Source organism: Streptomyces sp. NPDC104381, assembly GCF_055583745.1.
The window spans coordinates 347,647-363,945 of sequence record NZ_JBVJNK010000004.1 but is presented as its reverse complement, the minus strand read 5'-3'; the positions used below and the strand labels follow the sequence as shown (position 1 = coordinate 363,945).

Sequence of the window (16,299 nt, the reverse complement as noted above, 5' to 3'; positions counted from 1 at the left end):
CGTACGTTGACAGTCGGCGCCTGTCAACCCTGGTTGACATGATCGGTGGCGAGGCGTGCGTGGCGCTCCACGTCGTACCGGGTGTCGCCGTAGCGGAGCTTCTTCCGCTCGATCCCTTCCGCGGCGAAGCCGGCCCGCACCGCCACGGCGCAGGAGGCGGGGTTGTTCGTCCGGTGCCCGAGCTCGAGCCGGTGGAGCCCCAGGTCCTCGAAGGCCCAGCGGGCCAACGCCCGCACGCCCCCGACGGCGATTCCTGTCCCGCGTGCCGTTTCGACGGTCCAGTAGGAGACCCAGCCGGTGTTGTGGACGTGGTTCACCGCCGCCACGGCCACCGACCCGAGCGCGACACCGTCACGGACGACGGCCCAGGTATAGGCTCTGTCGGCTTCCCGCTCACTCTCGCGGGCGGCAATCCATTCCAGGGCCTCGGCGGGGGTCGTGACGGGCCGGCCCGCCTGGCGCGCCATCTCCTCGGGCAGGAAGGCACGGAGCACCGCCGGCGCGTCGTCGTTCCGCCAGGGACGCAGCAACAGACCGTCCGGCGTCAGCAGTTCACCTGCCGGGCTCACGACGTGGTGAGCACGATCTTCCCGAACAGGTCACCGGAGGCGAGCCGCTCGAAGCCCTCGCGCGCGCGGTCCAGCGGCAGCGTCCCGTCGATCACGGGCCGCACGCCGGTGGCCGCGCAGAACGACAGCAGGTCCTCCAGCTCGTCCTTGGAGCCCATCGTGGAGCCCACGACCTTGAGCTCCAGGAAGAAGATGCGGGTCAGTTCGGCGTGCGAGGGCCGGTCGCCACTGGTGGCGCCGGAGATGACCAGGGTGCCGCCGGGCCGCAGCGACTTCACCGAGTGGGACCAGGTCGCGGCTCCGACGGTCTCGATGACGGCGTCGACGCGCTGGGGCAGCCTCGCGCCGGGCTCATAGGCCTCGACGGCTCCCAGTTCGACGGCTCGCTTGCGCTTGGCCTCGTCGCGGCTGGTGGCGAACACCCGCAGGCCGGCGGCCTTGCCGAGCACGATCGCGGCCGTGGCCACACCGCCGCCCGCGCCCTGGACGAGAACGGAGTCCCCGGGCCGTACACCGGCGTTGGTGAAGAGCATCCGGTACGCCGTCAGCCAGGCGGTGGGCAGGCAGGCGGCCTGCTCGAAGGTGAGTTCCTTCGGCTTGGGGAGCACGTTCCAGCTCGGTACGGTGACCAGCTCGGCGAAGGTGCCCTGGTAGCGCTCGGTGAGGATGGAGCGCGGCTCGTCCGGTCCGACCCCGTGCCCCGTCTGGCCGATGACGGAGTGCAGGACGACCTCGTTGCCGTCCTGGTCGATCCCCGCGGCGTCGCAGCCGAGGATCATCGGCAGCTTGTCCTCGGCGAGGCCCACCCCACGGAGGGACCAGAGGTCGTGATGGTTGAGCGACGCGGCCCTGACCTGGACGGTGGTCCAGCCGGGGCGGCTCTCGGGCGAGGGGCGTTCGCCCAGCTCAAGTCCGGAGAGGGGCTGGTCACGGTCGATGCGTGCGGCGTAGGCGGCGAACATGGCCATGACGATAGGGCGTGACGCCACGTGACGTAAGCGTTCGAGAGTGTGACACGCGCCGCCCCGGCCGGGCACGAGCCACCGCCCACCCGGCGCCCAAGGGCGAAACCCAGCCTGCCCGGCGTTCGAGGCCCGGGGTCCGGGACGGTGCCCCGGTTCCGGGAAGGGGCGGGGCGGGGGAACAGGCCCCGCGCAGCGGACCCCGCCCCCCCCACACCCGTAGCGCGTCAGCGCCGCGCGACACCCTCCGCACGAGCGGCGGCGGCCACCGCGGCCGTGACGGCCGGAGCGACCCGCTCGTCGAACGGCGAGGGGATCACGTAGTCCGCGGCCAGCTCGTCGCCGACGACATCGGCCAGCGCGTTCGCCGCGGCGATCTTCATGCCCTCGGTGATCCGGGAGGCACGCACCTGGAGCGCGCCCGCGAAGATCCCGGGGAACGCCAGCACGTTGTTGATCTGGTTCGGGTAGTCCGAACGCCCGGTCGCCACGACGGCCGCGTACTTGTGCGCGATGTCGGGGTGGACCTCGGGGTTCGGGTTGGCCATGGCGAACACGAACGCACCGGGCGCCATCGAGGCCACGGCCGGCTCGGGGACCGTACCGCCGGAGACTCCGATGAAGACGTCGGCGCCGGCCAGCGCCGTCTCCAGGGAGCCCGTGATGCCGGCCCGGTTGGTGAGCTCCGCCAGCTCGCGCTTGACCTCCGTGAGGTCGTCGCGGTCGGCGCTCACGATGCCCTTGCGGTCGGCCACGGCGACATCGCCGATGCCCGCCTCCAGCAGGAATTTCGCGATGGCCACGCCCGCCGCGCCGGCCCCGGAGATCACGGCGCGCAGATCACCGAGCGTCCGTCCGGAGAGCTTCGTCGCGTTGCGCAGGGCCGCGAGGGTGACCACGGCCGTGCCGTGCTGGTCGTCGTGGAAGACCGGGATGTCGAGACGCTCCTGGAGCTTGCGCTCGATCTCGAAGCACCGGGGCGCCGAGATGTCCTCCAGGTTGACCCCGCCGAAGGACGGCGCGAGGCGCACGACGGTGTCGACGATCTCGTCCGCGTCGGTCGTGGCGAGCGCGATCGGCACCGCGTCGACCCCGCCGAACTGCTTGAAGAGAATCGCTTTGCCCTCCATCACCGGGAGGGAGGCCTCGGGACCGATGTCCCCCAGGCCGAGGACGGCCGTACCGTCCGTCACGACGGCCACGACCTGCGACTTCCAGGTGTAGTCGTGGACGAGCTCCGGATGCTCGGCGATGGCGCTGCACACCTTCGCCACGCCGGGCGTGTACGCGAGGGACAGGTCGTCCTTGTCGCGGATCGGAACGGTGGCCTGCACGGCCATCTTCCCGCCGCGGTGGAGGGCGAACGCCGGATCGAAGGGCTCGTCCGCACTGCTGAGCCCTGCCGCACCGGGCGTCCGGCCGTCGTTCGTCTTGCTGTCGCTGCGAGGATTGACGATCTCCGCTGCCATTGTGTTGACCCCTTAAGTCTTCATCAGTTGAGGGTGGCCACTCCTGGTTGAGGAGGGGTGGGCGGGCACCGCGTACGTTCCCGGCACTGAGCGGTTGGACCGCTCCGGCAGGGGAGGCACATACGCGCGGGCGCGCCGCACACGCGCCCTGAGCCCCGGATGAGGGGTGTAAAGGTCTTTCTTACCGGACGGACCGGGCCTCTTACGAGTCGGTATCGACTCGGTGACATGACTCATAGCCGAATATCTGGACAAGTCCACTAAGGGCTACGAAGGCCGTCCGTAGGTCGAGACGCACCGGAGATTCTCCGGAGGGGCACGCACTTTCCAGCAGATGGTCCGGCCTTGCGGTACCGGGCCATTGAGGTTCGGGGGTCGCCCGTTACCCGATTTTGACATGACCGGCCCCCTGATTGGGTGAGTCCGAATGGCAAGATGCCCTAATCACACAAGGTGGCGTCACTCGAAGGTGCGTGCGTGCCCACCTGACCAGCATTCCCTCACCGCCGGAGGATTCCGATCATGACCGCAAGCACCCTCTGTCGTACGACCGCGAAGTCCCGGATTGCCGCGGTCTGCGCAGTCGCGGTCGCCGGCACCCTGCTGCTGACCGCCTGCGGCGACCAGACCGACGGCGGTTCGACGAAGGCCGGCGGCGACACCTCGGGGAACACCGCCCCGCTCTTCGACAAGCTTCCGGCGAAGTACCAGAAGTCCGGTGTCATCAAGGTCGGCACGAATGCCGAGTACGCCCCGATGGAGTCCGTCGAGAACGGCAAGATCGTCGGTGTCGACCCGGACCTCGCCGACGCCCTCGGCAAGCAGCTGGGTGTGAAGTTCGAGTTCACCTCCGGTTCCTTCGACGGTCTGATCACCGCGCTCAACACCGGCCGTCACGACATCGCGATGTCGTCCATCACGGACAACAAGCAGCGCCAGGAAGGTCTGGACGACAAGGGCAAGAAGCTCGGCAAGGGCGTCGACTTCGTCGACTACTTCCTGGCCGGCACCGCCGTCTACACCAAGAAGGGCAACCCCGAGGGCATCAAGTCCATCGAGGACCTGTGCGGCAAGGTGGCGGCGGTCCAGCGCGGCACCACGTACGAGGAAGCCCTGAAGAAGCAGTCCACGGCCTGCACGGACGGCGGCAAGAAGGCCGTGAAGATCGAGTCCTTCGAGAACGACACCGAGGCGCAGACCCGGGTGAAGTCGGGCGGCGCCGTCGCCGGCGTCAACGACTACCCGGTCGCGGTCGACCTGGCCCGCAAGGCCGGCGGCGGCAACGACTTCGAGGTCGTCGGCGAGCAGGTCGACGCCGGTCCGTTCGGTATCGCCGTGAACAAGGACAACACCGAGCTGCGTGACGTGCTCAAGGAGGCCGTGGACGCGATCATCGCGGACGGCTCCTACAAGAAGGTGCTCGACAAGTGGGGTGCCGGTACCGGCGCGATCGACAAGGCCGCCGTCAACGGCGGCAAGTGACCGGCGCACCACCGAAGGGCAGTCACCATGACTGACAAGCTCGACAAGGTGCCCGGCGGCCCATCGGCCGCCGCCGCACCCGTCTCCAAGGCCACCACCGTCGCACCGGAGACCATCAAGGCCATCCCCGTACGGCACTACGGCCGCTGGATCAGCGGCGTGGTCGTCATCGCGCTCCTCGTCGCCCTGGTGTACGCCTTCTCGCAGGGCAACATCCAGTGGCAGGCGGTCCAGGACAAGCTGTTCGACGACACCGTCCTGGCCGGGGCGGGCCGCACGCTGATGATCAGTGTGCTCGCCATGGTCCTGGGCGTGATCCTGGGTGTGGTGCTCGCCGTGATGCGGCTCTCCAGGAACCCGGTGACCAGCTGGGTCGCCTGGCTGTACATCTGGTTCTTCCGCGGCACCCCGGTCTATGTGCAGCTGCTGCTCTGGTTCAACCTGGCGCTCATCTTCCCGGTCCTGAACATCCCGTTCATCTACAAGGACGAGATGACCGATGTGATGACCCCGTTCATGTGCGCCCTGCTGGGGCTGGCCCTCAACGAGGCCGCGTACATGGCGGAGATCGTCCGGGCGGGCATCCAGTCGGTGGACGAGGGCCAGACCGAGGCCTCGCACGCCCTGGGCATGACCCAGGCGAAGACCATGCGCCGCGTGGTGCTCCCGCAGGCCCTGCGGGTGATCATCCCGCCGACCGGCAACGAGTTCATCAACATGCTGAAGACCTCGTCCCTGGTCTACGCGGTCACCTACAACGAGCTGCTGCGTTCCACCTCGCAGATCGGCTCGACCAGTTACGCGGTGATGGAGATGCTCTTCGTCGCGTCGATCTGGTACATCGTCATGACCAGCGTGTTCAGCGTCGGCCAGTACTACCTGGAGCGCCGTTACGCCCGGGGCAGCCTGCGGAGCCTGCCGCTCACACCGTTCCAGCGGATCAAGGTCAACCTCGCCTCCTTCAGCAACCGTCCCTCGGGAGGTGTCTCCGCATGACCGCCATGGTGAAGGCCGAGGGCGTACACAAGTCCTTCGGCCCCGCGCACATCCTCAAGGGCATCGACCTGGAGGTCGCCCCGCGGGAGGTCTTCTGCCTCATCGGCCCGTCCGGCTCCGGCAAGTCGACGTTCCTGCGGTGCATCAACCACCTGGAGCAGATCAACGCCGGCCGGCTGTACGTCGACGGGGACCTGGTCGGCTACCGGCAGAAGGGCGACAAGCTCTACGAGCTCAAGGACAGCGAAGTCGCCCTGCAGCGCCGTGACATCGGCATGGTCTTCCAGCGCTTCAACCTGTTCCCGCACATGACGGCCCTCGAGAACGTCATGGAGGCCCCGATCCAGGTCAAGGGCGAGGCCAAGGCCGTCGCCCGGGCCCGCGCGGAACGGCTCCTGGACCGGGTCGGCCTGTCCGACAAGGCGAAGAACTACCCGTCCCAGCTCTCCGGCGGGCAGCAGCAGCGCGTGGCGATCGCCCGCGCCCTGGCCATGGAGCCGAAGCTGATGCTCTTCGACGAGCCGACGTCGGCCCTCGACCCCGAGCTGGTCGGCGACGTCCTGGACGTCATGCGCGGCCTCGCGGAGGACGGCATGACGATGATCGTCGTCACCCACGAGATGGGCTTCGCCCGCGAGGTGGGCGACGCGCTGGTCTTCATGGACGACGGTGTCGTGGTCGAGTCCGGCCACCCGCGCGACGTCCTGACCAACCCGCAGCAGGACCGGACGAAGTCGTTCCTGTCGAAGGTGTTGTAGCGCCGGAGCGACGCGGCGGAGGGCGGTACGGGACCGGGTCCCGTACCGCCCTCCGCGCTTCCGCTACCCCGCCGGGAGCAGCTCCGCCCGCCGCATCAGCGTGCGCAACTGGTCCTGGCCGAGGGGCGGGTCCGTGAGCAGCGGGCCCCGCGACCGGTCGCCGAGGTATCCGCTGCTGGCCCGCATGCCCAGCAGGGAACCGTCCTTCAGCTCCAGCCGTCCGTCGAGCTCCGGGCCCCACAGGGGTGTTCCGTCCCGACCGGCGTCCTCCATCGGGTCGCTCCAGGTCGTCAGGACGCTGCCGTCCGAAAGTTCGTCCCGCACACAGTCGGCGAGCGGGCGGCCGCCGTCCCCCGGCGCGCAGAGGTCGCCCCGTCCGGTGCCGTCGGGCTGTGCTCCGAGGACGGAGCGGTCCAGGTACTTCACGACGAGGTAGCCGGCACCGCCGTCCTTGCGGATCAGGTACTCGCCGTCCAGCGGGCCCGCGTGCGCCGACTGCTCCTGCCCGGGTGCCCCGTTGCCGGTCAGGGCGGGCAGCGAGACCTTCTCGACGCTCCCCACGTCCTTCGGCAGCAGCGCGGCCAGCCGGGCCGCCTTCCCGGACGTGTCCTCCCCGGACGCGCTCTCCCGTGCCGCCGGCGCCGTCGCCACGGAGGAGCGCCCGGTCCCCGTGGTGTCCGTAAGGTTCCGGATGCCGGGCAGGGCCGCCGCGCCCGCCGCGACGACCGCGAGCGCGGCCATCGAGGCCGCGGCCCTGCGCCGGAAGCGGATCCTCCCGGCCCGGGCGTACACCGCCCCGGTGGAGACGGTGGGGTGGCCGGCGTCCTGCGTGGCCCGTTCCAGCAGTGCGCGTACGTCGTTCATACAAGTTCCTCCGCCGTGTCCGCGGCCATGCCGGCGCGCAGCGCCGCCAGCCCTCGTGCCGTGTGGCTCTTGACCGTGTTCGCCCGCATCCCGAGCAGGTCGGCGGTCGCCTCGACGCTCAGGTCCTCCCAGTAGCGCAGCACCAGCACGGCCCGTTGCCCGGCCGTGAGCCGGGCGAGCGCCGCCCGCACCATCAGTCCGGTGTCCGTGTCGGCCGGGTCCCCCGGAAGGTCGGGCAGCTCCCCGTAAGCCTGTTCACGCCTCCAGAACCGGCGCCGGCCGGCGATGAAGGTGTTGACCAGGGTCTTGCGGGCGTACGCCTCGATGTTGTCGAGCCGCCCGTGCCGCTTCCCGCCGAGCACGACCTTCACCAGCGTCGTCTGGACCAGGTCCTCGGCCTCGTGCCGGTCTCCGCACAGCAGGTAGGCGCTGCGGAACAGCGCCGTGCGTCTGCCCTCCACGAACGCGTGCAGTGCGGCGTCGTCATCGATCCGCGTCATCGGCGCCTCTCTCCGGGTCCGCGGATGCGGACCGTCTCACCCTTCCAGTGCGCCGGGGCGGGCAGGAGGTTGCGGTGCGGGACGAACAGGAGGAGGGGCGGCCGACGGCCGCCCCTCCTCCCGCACTTCTCCGTGGCGCTACTTCAGGGCGAGGACCATGGTGTCCGACGGGGAGGCCCAGACCGCGCGGGCCTCACCGAAGCCGGCCTCGCGGAGGGTGCGGGCGTGCCAGTCGGCGGAGGGCATGTCGCCGTCCGCGTGCTCGCCGTAGATCACGAACCGTTCGGCGGTGGGCTCCGCGAGGACCGGGTCCTTCGCCATCAGGTCCCACCACTCGCGCCAGTCCACGGCCCCCGCGGCCTTGGCCCGGTCCATCGCCGCGTGCCGGTGGGCGCGTTCGGCGGCGTTGATGCGCGGGGTGCCGGTGTCGATCATGTGGTCCGCGTTCATGAAGACCCCGCCGTCCCTGACCACCCCGGCGACCTGCCCGTACAGGGTGGCGAGCGGCTCGCTGTGCAGCCAGTGCAGGGCGGTGGCGGTGAGCACGGCGTCGTACGACGTGTGCGGGAGCCGCTCGGTCCAGTCCGGGTCCTTCAGGTCGGCGGTCACGAAGGTGACCCGGTCGTCCCCCTCGAAGGTGCCCCGCGCGATGGCGAGCAGCGCGGGGTCGAGGTCGACGCCCGTACTGGTGGCGCCGGGGAACCGCCGGAGGAGCCGGTCCGTGATACTTCCCGTACCGCACGCCAGGTCCAGGATCCTCGGTTCGGGCCCCACGACGGCCTCGACCATGTCCAGCATCACCCGGAACCGCTCCTCGCGGTCCGGCATGTACCACTCCTGCTGCCGGTCCCAGCTCTTCTGCCAGGACTGCCAGTCGGTGCTCGTAGCCGCCTCCGCCATCTCACCCTCCACGTAATACCCAGTGTTCGTCACCGACCATTACACTGGTCGACACAGCGACCATAGACCGACGCCGTAAGGACTACAAGTGGAACTGGCCTATTACTCGGATTACGCCGTGCGTCTGGTCAACACCGAGGAGCCGGCCCGCAACAAGGACTCCCTCACGACCGTGGAGTGCGTCCGTGAGCTGTTCGGCACCAACGCCCAGGCGGCCCGGCGTGCGACGGACGCCGATGTGACGCGCTTCCGCTCCGTCCGGGCCCGGCTGCGCGCGGTCTTCGAGGCGGCCGACGGCGGCGACGACACACTCGCGGTCGACCTGCTCAACTCGCTGCTGCTGGAGTTCCCGGTCAGCCCGCAGATCTCCGGGCACGACACCCGTGCCGAGGACGGCACACCGGACTGGCACATGCATCTGGCCGACCACCCGTCGAACGTGACGGCCGGTTTCGCCGCCATCGCGGCGATGGGCCTCGCCTTCCACCTCACCACGCACGGGGTGGACCGGCTCGGCCTGTGCGAGGCGGCTCCGTGCCGCAACGCCTACCTCGACACCTCGACCAACCGCTCACGGCGCTACTGCTCGGACCGCTGCGCGACCCGGGCCAACGTGGCGGCCTACCGGGCCCGCAAGCGCCTGGAGGCCGACCGCTCCGGCGAGACGCGCCGCACCGCGGACACCGCCCAGCCCAGCAGCCCGAACACCGACCGCTGATCCTTCCTCAGCGGCCGGTAGCGGGCCCGCACGCGGGCCAGCACGAGCTCCTCGGGCACCGTCCCGTAGTCCGTGCTGTCCCCGCCGGCGTACGCGTTGTCACCCAGCACCCACCAGCCGCCGCCGCGCCGCTCGGCGGCCCGCTTCACGACCAGCAGGTCCTGCTGGAAAGGGTGACGCAGGATCACCACGTCACCGGGGCGCACCGGCGCCCCGCGCTGCACGAGCAGCAGGTCCCCGTGGTACAGGGTGGGCACCATCGAGGGCCCCGTCACCTCCACCACCTGGAACGGCTTACGTCCCGCCCGCCCGCTCCACGGCTCCTGTGCCGGCTCCGGCATCTGTGGCACCTCCCGGTCCGTCCTCCGGTACACGGCTGCGCGCACCGCTCCGTATTTTCCGCCACCGGTCTCATCCTCACCCCGGACTTTTGGCCTAAGCCCTAGGGGGCAGCAGCAAAAAGCGGCTTCCCACGGAGTAATGTCCCACCTGAGAAGACGATCACGAGGAAGGACAGCTCCATGCTTTCCCGCCTGTTTGCCCCCAAGGTGAAGGTCAGCGCCCACTGCGACCTGCCCTGCGGCGTGTACGACCCGGCCCAGGCCCGCATCGAGGCGGAGTCCGTCAAGGCCGTCCAGGAGAAGTACCAGGCCAATGAGGACGCGGACTTCCGCACGCGCGCCGTTCTGATCAAGGAACAGCGTGCCGAGCTCGCGAAGCACCACGTCTCGGTGCTCTGGAGCGACTACTTCAAGCCCCCGCACTTCGAGAAGTACCCGGAGCTGCACCAGCTGGTCAACGACACCCTGAAGGCGCTCTCCGCGGCCAAGGGCTCGAACGACCCGGCCACGGGCCAGAAGGCTCTGGACCTGATCGCCCAGATCGACGCGATCTTCTGGGAGACCAAGAAGGCCTGATCTACGGTTAGGCCGTCTGACCTGCGGTTTCGCTGGTCGGACTCCCTACCGGTCCGCACCCGGTCCGCAGGCCGCCGAGAACGGCGTCCATCACGGACCGGGTGCGGTCTTCTTCGCCCGGCCACAGGTGCGCGTAGATCCGCAGCGTGATGACGGCGGACGCGTGGCCGAGGACCATCTGGACCTGCTTGACGCTCGCGCCGCCCGCGATGAGCGCGGAGGCGTAGAAGTGCCGCAAGTCGTGGGTCACCATGTGCGGCAGCTCGACGGGCTTGCGGCCCTCGTTCTTGGCCGCCTTGTTCTCCTCCGCCTGGAGCGTCCTGCGGGCGCAGTTCCACTCGGTCTTCCAGCGGCGGTAGTTGAGTGGCTCCCCCTCCTCCATCGTGAACAGCCACTCCGTGGAGGGACGCGCAGCGAGGTGTCCGAGGAACGCGTCGGTGACGACCTCCCCGACCGGAACTGTCCGCCGGGACTTGGCGGTCTTCGGTGGACCGACCTTCCCCGACTGGAGCCGCTGCCGCTCCACGCGGATGGTGCTGGCCTTGAAGTCGACATCCGCCACCTTGAGGCCGAGCAACTCCCCTATCCGCAGACCTGATCCGGCGAGCGTGACGACGGCCGCCCGGATGTATGGCGGCATCGCTCGCGCCATGGCCCCGACCTGAGCGACGGTGGGCGGGGTGACCTCTTCGTCCGGCATGACCGGAAGGGTGATCCGGCGGCACGGGCTGGAGGCGATGACCTTGTCGTCCACGGCCGCCGTCATGACGCGCACGAGGACGTCGTGGACGTTCCGGACACTGCCCGGGCCGAGCTGGTCGGACAGGTGCTTGAACAGCACTTGTATGTCGTTGCGGCGTATCGCCGCCAGGGAGCGGGCACCCAGCGCCGGTACGAGGTGGAGCCGGAGCGCGTTGTCGGTGATGCGCTCACCCGCCTCGCTCGCGATGAGCGAGCCCTGCCACCTCTCGGCGTATTTCGCGAAGGTGATGCGACCGGCGCGCGGGTCGACGTACTGACCAGTGACCACGCTGGCCGTGACCTCGTCGAGCCAGCGCTGGGCGTCGAGCTTCCGGTCGAAGTGGCGGGCGTGCTCCTTGCCGTCGAGATCACGGTATCGGGCGCGCCATTTGCCGTTGGGTCGCTTCTGTACGTTCGCCAAGTGGCTTCTCCTCTGTGCTGGTTGTCAGTAGTGGCCCCCGTCCTCGATGTCGCCGCTGAGGACGCGCGCGTCTCGCTCGTCCCCCATGAGGCGGAGGCATTGCTCGTGGATCGCCCGCGAGCTGTCCGGGTGGGCCTTGATGTGGCCTGCGACGGCGACCACGGCGCGGTGCAGGCGGTCGCGGGCGTCGCGGGTTTCGTAGAACGCTTCGACGGCTTCCTGGACGAGCCGTCGGCTGTCGACGTCGAGCCCTTCGAGGGGCGGCGACATCAGCTCTTCGAGGGGGAGCTCGAAGACGCGGGAGAAGGCGAGCGCCTCGTCGAGGTTGATCCGGCGACGGGGTGAGCCGTTCTCGATGCGCCAGACGGCCGTCTGATTCATCTTCACGCCGGCTCTGGTCACCCGTTCGGCCAGCTCGGTCGTGCTCCACCCTCTGACCTCGCGCTCCAGGGCCACGCGGCCCGCCACGTTGCCTTCGCTGTAAAGCAGCGGCACCTCGCCGCCCTCGGACTTCTCGTCTGCCATCGAACCTCCATCGCGACCGTCGCTATCCAAATTGAAACATGGGCTTCCCGGTTTGGCTAACCGCCGATCATGAGGTACTGATTATGCGGATCGAATCACAACCTAGCCGAATGGGAACGCATGCGTTACCTGACCACCGCCGAGGTAGCCGAGCGCTACCGCACCGCCGAGAGCACCGTCCGCTACTGGCGGCAGCTCAAGAAGGGGCCGCGCGGCATCAAGGTCGGCAAGCGGGTGCTCTACCCCGAGGCCGAACTGCTGCGCTACGAGCGCGCGCTGATCGACGGCGGAGACGAGTGGGGCCTGGCCTCATGAGCCGCCAGACCGCCCGGACACAGGAACGGCCCTCGGCGCGCCTACGCCGAGGGCCGGAGATCCCCTTGCACCTCGCCCATCCCTGAACGAACTGGTCAGGGGCGAGACCTTGCCCGTCTCGCCCCCACCTGAGAGGAACATCTATGAAGGACCCTACGTCCCCCGCCACCTCGAAGGCATCCGGTGTTGCCTGGCCACCGATCGCGGTCCCGGGCCAGGGTCTGCCTCGCGACCGAGAAGCACGCCCCGCCATCGGAGGCCCGCCCGCCGATGCGCCGAGCCGGAGCTCACGCAATTCGCGACCTGCCGAAACCAGTGCGCCGACAACAGCGTCGGACAGCGCATGCATTCCTGCTCCAGGCGGACCAGAGTCCCAAGATAGCGGCGGGCCGGCAGGCGAAGGCAGCGCGCTGCTGGACGATCTCCACACGGCGATCGGGCGGTACGTGGTGCTGCCGAGCGACGAGGCCCTGACCGCCGTCACGCTCTGGGTCGCGGCCTCCCACATCCAGCCGGGCCTCCAACACGCGCCACGGCTGGCGGTGGTCGGGCCGACCAAGGGGTGCGGCAAGTCCCGTCTCCTGGACGTCCTCTACGAGACCGTCCACCAGCCGATGATGACGGTGAACACCTCCCCCGCCGTCGTCTTCCGCGTCATCGGCAAGAACCCGCCGACGCTGCTGGTGGACGAGGCCGACACCATCTTCGGCCCCAAGGCAGGCGACAAGGAGGACCTGCGCGGCCTGCTGAACGCCGGGCACCAGCGCAACCGGCCCGCCTGGCGGATCTCCGGGCCGGAGCACAAGCCGACCGCGTTCCCCACCTTCGCCATGGCGGCGCTGGCCGGCATCGGCGACCTGCCGGACACGATCATGGACCGGGCGATCGTCATCCGCATGCAGAAGCGCAAGCCGGGTGAGCGGATCACCCCCTTCCGATCGCGATACTCCGTACCGGAACTGCACGCGATTCGCGACCGGCTGGCCGACTGGCTGGTCCCGCAGCGCGGCACCGTCGCGGGCGCGGTGCCGAAGATGCCCGTCGAGGACCGCGCCGCCGACACATGGGAGCCGCTCGTCATCGTCGCCGACCTCGCCGGCGGACACTGGCCCGCGCGGGCACGTGCCGCTTGCCTCGCGATGACGCGCAACGAGGTGGTCCAGGACGAACAGACGACACTGAAGACGCGGCTGCTGCGTGACATCCGCCGCGTCTTCGACCAGGAGGCCGGCAAGGAGGCCATGCGCAGCCAGGACCTGCTCGCGGTCCTCATCCAGGACGCCGAGGCCCCGTGGGCGGAGTACGGCACGAAGGGTCTGAACGCCTACCACCTGGCGAATCTACTGCGTGACTTCGGTATCAGCCCGGCCAACTACCGGTTCGAGAACGGCAGGCAGGCCAAGGCGTACGCCCGCAACCAGTTCGTGGACGCATGGGCCCGCTACTGCCCCGACCCCGCCCTGTCGGCACCCACCGCCGAGGTCCCGGCACATCCGACCCGGGGCAGGCCGCCCGCCCCTCCGTCCGGGACGCTGCCCACCGGCCCGGCGGGAGGGCCCGCAGGCCCCTGGCCCACTCGCTGACACCAGGTCCGCATCAATCCGTCGCATCCGTCCCCGCGCAGGTCAGCGCGGGGACGGATCTCCTCGGCGTTACGGATCACTCCGTACCTGCCTCCGTCTCCGTACCTGTGCTGACCAGCCACGCGACGGATGCGACGGATGCGACGACACCACCCCTCACGACTGACGGAGCACCACCATGCCCGAATCGAACGCCGACGACCCCACCTCCCGCCGCCGCAGGAAGCTGTTCAGGCTCACCCGACGACCAGCAGCAAGCTGGAGCGAACGAGCCTCTAACGAGGCTTCGTCCGCGCTTGCCCCCGCCCCAGGGGTGGCGGAGGACAAGGCCGAGCGCCAGGGGGCGCCCGAGCCGAAGGAGAAGGTGGGCGAGGAATCCTGCCAGCCCGTAGCCGACTCCGCTCCTCGCCGTACGCCGGCCGATGCCCCACCGCTCGTCGAGCAGCCCTCCTGGCGGGATCTCGACGCCCCCGCCCTGCCCGCGCAGATGTACCGCAAGCGCACTGTTGAGAAGCGCGACCAGGAGAAAACCATCCGCTTCACACGCACCGCGGTCCAGGTGATCAGCGCCGCCGCTCACCAGCGCGGTCAGAGGTTCGCCGGATTCGTCGGGGACGCGGCCCTGGCTGTTGCGCAGGGCAAGGCGGGGATGGTCGGCAGTCCGGAGGACGATCCTCTCCGCCCACTGATCGAGGCCGTCGAGGCGCACACCGTCGCGCTGAACCGCATCGGCGGCAACCTCAACCAGATCACCGCAGCCATCAACCGAGGAACCGTGCCCGAGCGCGCCGAGACGGTTCTCGACCGCGTCGAGCAAGCAGCACAGAACAGCTTCCACCTCATCGACCAGCTCCTCGCGAACGGCACGACCCATGGTTCCTGACGTCTCCACCGGCTCCGACAGCCGCGGACTGATCGCCTACCTCTTCGGCCCTGGGCGCCGCGACGAGCACACCAACCCCCACATCGTCGCCGCATGGGACATGACCGGCGCCCCGGACCCCGGCCGCGACCCGGCAGCCACCTACTCCCAGCTCGCCAGGCGACTCGACCACCACGTCGACCTCCGCACCCGCGAGCTGGGCGGCAAGAAACCATCGCAGCACGTCTGGCACTGCCCAGTCCGCACCGCCCCCGGCGACCGCTACCTCACAGACACCGAGTGGGCCGAGGTCGCCCGCCGCGTCGTGCACGCCACGGGCATCGCCCCCGACGGCGACGAGAGGGCATGCCGATGGATCGCGGTACGCCACGCCGACGACCACATCCACATCATGGCCACCACCGTCCGCGCCGACGGACGCCGCCCACGCACCCACCAGGACGGCCGACGGGCTCAGGCCGAGTGCCGTCGGATCGAAGCTCAGTTCGGTCTGCGCCGCCTGAAGTCCGGCGACCTCACCGCGCCCCGCACCCCCACCGGTGCCGAACGCGCCAAGGCCGAGCGCCAGGGCCAGTCGGTGACGGCACGGCACTGGCTGCGCGAGCGGGCATACGCGGTCGCCGCCGCCGTACACACCGAAGCCGACTACTTCACCGTGCTGCAGTCCCTCGGCATCAAGGTCCAGACACGCCTCGGCCCCGAGAGCGGCGACGTGATCGGCTACAGCCTCGCCGCACCCGACGACACCAACAGCGCCGGCGAACCCATCTGGTACGGCGGCTCGAAACTCGCCCCCGACCTCTCCATCAACCGTCTCCGCGAACGCCTCCCCGACCAGGAGGTAACCGACCGCCCCAGGTTCGCGGCAGATCCCGCCGAGCCGTGGCAGCACACCATCACCGCGATTCAGACGGCGCACTTCGCCCTCGACTCCGACGACCATGCCGCCGCCCAGGCCCACCTCGCCGCCTTCGGCGACGCCCTCTACAACATCGCCAGCGCCTCACCCGACCCGCACCGCGCAGAGCTCCGCGCAGCCGCCTCGGCGTTCAACCGCGCCCGCCGCTCCGCCGCGCGCGCTGACCACGACGCGGCCACCGCCCTGCGCCAGGCCGCCAAGGAACTCGCCTACGCCTCCAACGAACCCGGCGGACTCGCCATCGCTCTGCTCTTCGCCACCGTGTACCTGGCCCGCGCCGCCGCGACGTGGCACGAACAGCGCGGCCACGAACAGCAGGCCGCTGCGGCCGAGGAAGCCTTCCTCCACCTCCAGGCGGGCTACCAGCAGGCCGCCGCACCGGCCTTGGTGGAGCTTGCCCACCGCGCACCACGAGCCGCCACCGCCAGCCGCTTCGAGCAGGACGTGCGCGCGGCCCTCCCCGACCACGCCGACCGGATTCTCACCGACCCCACTTGGACCGCCCTGACAACAACCCTCGCCCAAGCCGAAACCGACGGCCACAACCCCCGACGTCTCCTGGCCGAGGTGGGCACCCAGCGGGAACTCGACAGTGCGGAGCGCCCCGCCGAGGTCCTCACCTGGCGCATCGCCGCACAACCGAACCGGCGGACGCAAGCCGCTCGCAGGCAAAGCGCCATTAGTGGCACATCGGCCAGGTCCGCCACGCCGCGCCTTCCGGCTACGCCAGTGGCTAAGAGGCCCGAGGAGCGCAGTCGGCACATTTGACCCCGGCTT

Annotated in this window: 18 protein-coding genes; 9 read left to right on the top strand and 9 right to left on the bottom strand. The window is 69.9% G+C overall.

From position 1 onward, the window contains the following. Positions 1–23: 23 nt before the first annotated feature. From ACZ607_RS15465 to ACZ607_RS15455, 3 genes are all read right to left on the bottom strand, one after another. Positions 24–569: a GNAT family N-acetyltransferase gene (locus ACZ607_RS15465; protein ID WP_469735207.1), complete on the bottom strand. Its 546-nt coding sequence runs from the start codon at positions 567–569 to the stop codon at positions 24–26. Further along, on the bottom strand, positions 566–1,531 hold the full coding sequence (locus ACZ607_RS15460) for a zinc-binding dehydrogenase (RefSeq protein WP_469735583.1): 966 nt from the start codon (positions 1,529–1,531) through the stop codon (positions 566–568). Before ACZ607_RS15460 ends, ACZ607_RS15465 begins: the two co-directional genes overlap by 4 nt. Positions 1,532–1,758: 227 nt before the next feature. Further along, positions 1,759–3,000 (bottom strand): NAD(P)-dependent malic enzyme, encoded by a 1,242-nt coding sequence (locus ACZ607_RS15455; RefSeq protein WP_469735206.1) that lies wholly within the window; start codon positions 2,998–3,000, stop codon positions 1,759–1,761. A 522-nt stretch (positions 3,001–3,522) separates the two neighbouring features. On the opposite strand from ACZ607_RS15455, the gene ACZ607_RS15450 reads away from it, so the two are divergent. The 3 genes from ACZ607_RS15450 to ACZ607_RS15440 are packed head-to-tail and all read left to right on the top strand — an operon-like array spanning position 3,523 to position 6,236. Continuing rightward, positions 3,523–4,482 carry an ABC transporter substrate-binding protein gene (locus ACZ607_RS15450; RefSeq protein ID WP_469735205.1) on the top strand — a complete coding sequence of 320 codons (960 nt, stop codon included), beginning with the start codon at positions 3,523–3,525 and terminating at the stop codon, positions 4,480–4,482. Positions 4,483–4,509: 27 nt separating this feature from the next. After that, positions 4,510–5,478, top strand: a complete 969-nt coding sequence (locus tag ACZ607_RS15445) for an amino acid ABC transporter permease (protein WP_124274646.1) — start codon at positions 4,510–4,512, stop codon at positions 5,476–5,478. Further along, positions 5,475–6,236 carry an amino acid ABC transporter ATP-binding protein gene (locus tag ACZ607_RS15440; RefSeq protein ID WP_099174524.1) on the top strand — a complete coding sequence of 254 codons (762 nt, stop codon included), beginning with the start codon at positions 5,475–5,477 and terminating at the stop codon, positions 6,234–6,236. Before ACZ607_RS15445 ends, ACZ607_RS15440 begins: the two co-directional genes overlap by 4 nt. A gap of 63 nt (positions 6,237–6,299) precedes the next feature. Here ACZ607_RS15440 and ACZ607_RS15435 read toward each other — a convergent pair whose 3' ends face one another. The 3 genes from ACZ607_RS15435 to ACZ607_RS15425 all read right to left on the bottom strand — a co-directional run bounded on the left by ACZ607_RS15435 (position 6,300) and on the right by ACZ607_RS15425 (position 8,500). Further along, positions 6,300–7,100 carry a hypothetical protein gene (locus ACZ607_RS15435; RefSeq protein WP_469735204.1) on the bottom strand — a complete coding sequence of 267 codons (801 nt, stop codon included), beginning with the start codon at positions 7,098–7,100 and terminating at the stop codon, positions 6,300–6,302. Next, positions 7,097–7,600, bottom strand: coding sequence for a SigE family RNA polymerase sigma factor (locus ACZ607_RS15430; RefSeq protein WP_469735203.1), 504 nt, complete (start codon positions 7,598–7,600; stop codon positions 7,097–7,099). Before ACZ607_RS15430 ends, ACZ607_RS15435 begins: the two co-directional genes overlap by 4 nt. A 138-nt stretch (positions 7,601–7,738) precedes the next feature. Beyond that, on the bottom strand, positions 7,739–8,500 hold the full coding sequence (locus tag ACZ607_RS15425) for a class I SAM-dependent methyltransferase (protein WP_469735202.1): 762 nt from the start codon (positions 8,498–8,500) through the stop codon (positions 7,739–7,741). A gap of 88 nt (positions 8,501–8,588) precedes the next feature. Here ACZ607_RS15425 and ACZ607_RS15420 point away from each other — a divergent pair, with 88 nt between their 5' ends. After that, positions 8,589–9,218: a CGNR zinc finger domain-containing protein gene (locus tag ACZ607_RS15420; RefSeq protein ID WP_469735201.1), complete on the top strand. Its 630-nt coding sequence runs from the start codon at positions 8,589–8,591 to the stop codon at positions 9,216–9,218. On the opposite strand, the gene sodX is transcribed toward ACZ607_RS15420, so the two are convergent. Continuing rightward, on the bottom strand, positions 9,122–9,559 hold the full coding sequence (sodX, locus tag ACZ607_RS15415) for a nickel-type superoxide dismutase maturation protease (RefSeq protein WP_469735200.1): 438 nt from the start codon (positions 9,557–9,559) through the stop codon (positions 9,122–9,124). The two genes, ACZ607_RS15420 and sodX, sit on opposite strands and share 97 nt — an antisense overlap. 180 nt (positions 9,560–9,739) lie before the next feature. Between sodX and sodN the strand changes: the two genes are divergently transcribed. Next, complete coding sequence (gene sodN / locus ACZ607_RS15410) at positions 9,740–10,135, top strand: superoxide dismutase, Ni (RefSeq protein ID WP_185298534.1); 396 nt, start codon at positions 9,740–9,742, stop codon at positions 10,133–10,135. A 7-nt stretch (positions 10,136–10,142) separates the two neighbouring features. Here sodN and ACZ607_RS15405 read toward each other — a convergent pair whose 3' ends face one another. Continuing rightward, positions 10,143–11,297 (bottom strand): tyrosine-type recombinase/integrase, encoded by a 1,155-nt coding sequence (locus ACZ607_RS15405; protein WP_469735199.1) that lies wholly within the window; start codon positions 11,295–11,297, stop codon positions 10,143–10,145. A gap of 24 nt (positions 11,298–11,321) precedes the next feature. Further along, positions 11,322–11,822, bottom strand: coding sequence for a helix-turn-helix transcriptional regulator (locus ACZ607_RS15400; RefSeq protein WP_358340094.1), 501 nt, complete (start codon positions 11,820–11,822; stop codon positions 11,322–11,324). A 120-nt stretch (positions 11,823–11,942) separates the two neighbouring features. Between ACZ607_RS15400 and ACZ607_RS15395 the strand changes: the two genes are divergently transcribed. From ACZ607_RS15395 to ACZ607_RS15380, 4 genes are all read left to right on the top strand, one after another. After that, complete coding sequence (locus tag ACZ607_RS15395) at positions 11,943–12,137, top strand: helix-turn-helix transcriptional regulator (protein WP_030628141.1); 195 nt, start codon at positions 11,943–11,945, stop codon at positions 12,135–12,137. Positions 12,138–12,280: 143 nt separating this feature from the next. Continuing rightward, the gene (locus ACZ607_RS15390; RefSeq protein WP_469735198.1) at positions 12,281–13,720 is read left to right on the top strand and encodes a DUF3631 domain-containing protein; all 1,440 of its coding nucleotides are present in this window, start codon (positions 12,281–12,283) and stop codon (positions 13,718–13,720) included. Between the two features lie 313 nt (positions 13,721–14,033). Then, on the top strand, positions 14,034–14,603 hold the full coding sequence (locus tag ACZ607_RS15385) for a hypothetical protein (RefSeq protein ID WP_469735582.1): 570 nt from the start codon (positions 14,034–14,036) through the stop codon (positions 14,601–14,603). Further along, positions 14,593–16,290 (top strand): relaxase/mobilization nuclease domain-containing protein, encoded by a 1,698-nt coding sequence (locus tag ACZ607_RS15380; protein WP_469735197.1) that lies wholly within the window; start codon positions 14,593–14,595, stop codon positions 16,288–16,290. Before ACZ607_RS15385 ends, ACZ607_RS15380 begins: the two co-directional genes overlap by 11 nt. The last annotated feature ends 9 nt before the right edge of the window (positions 16,291–16,299 follow it).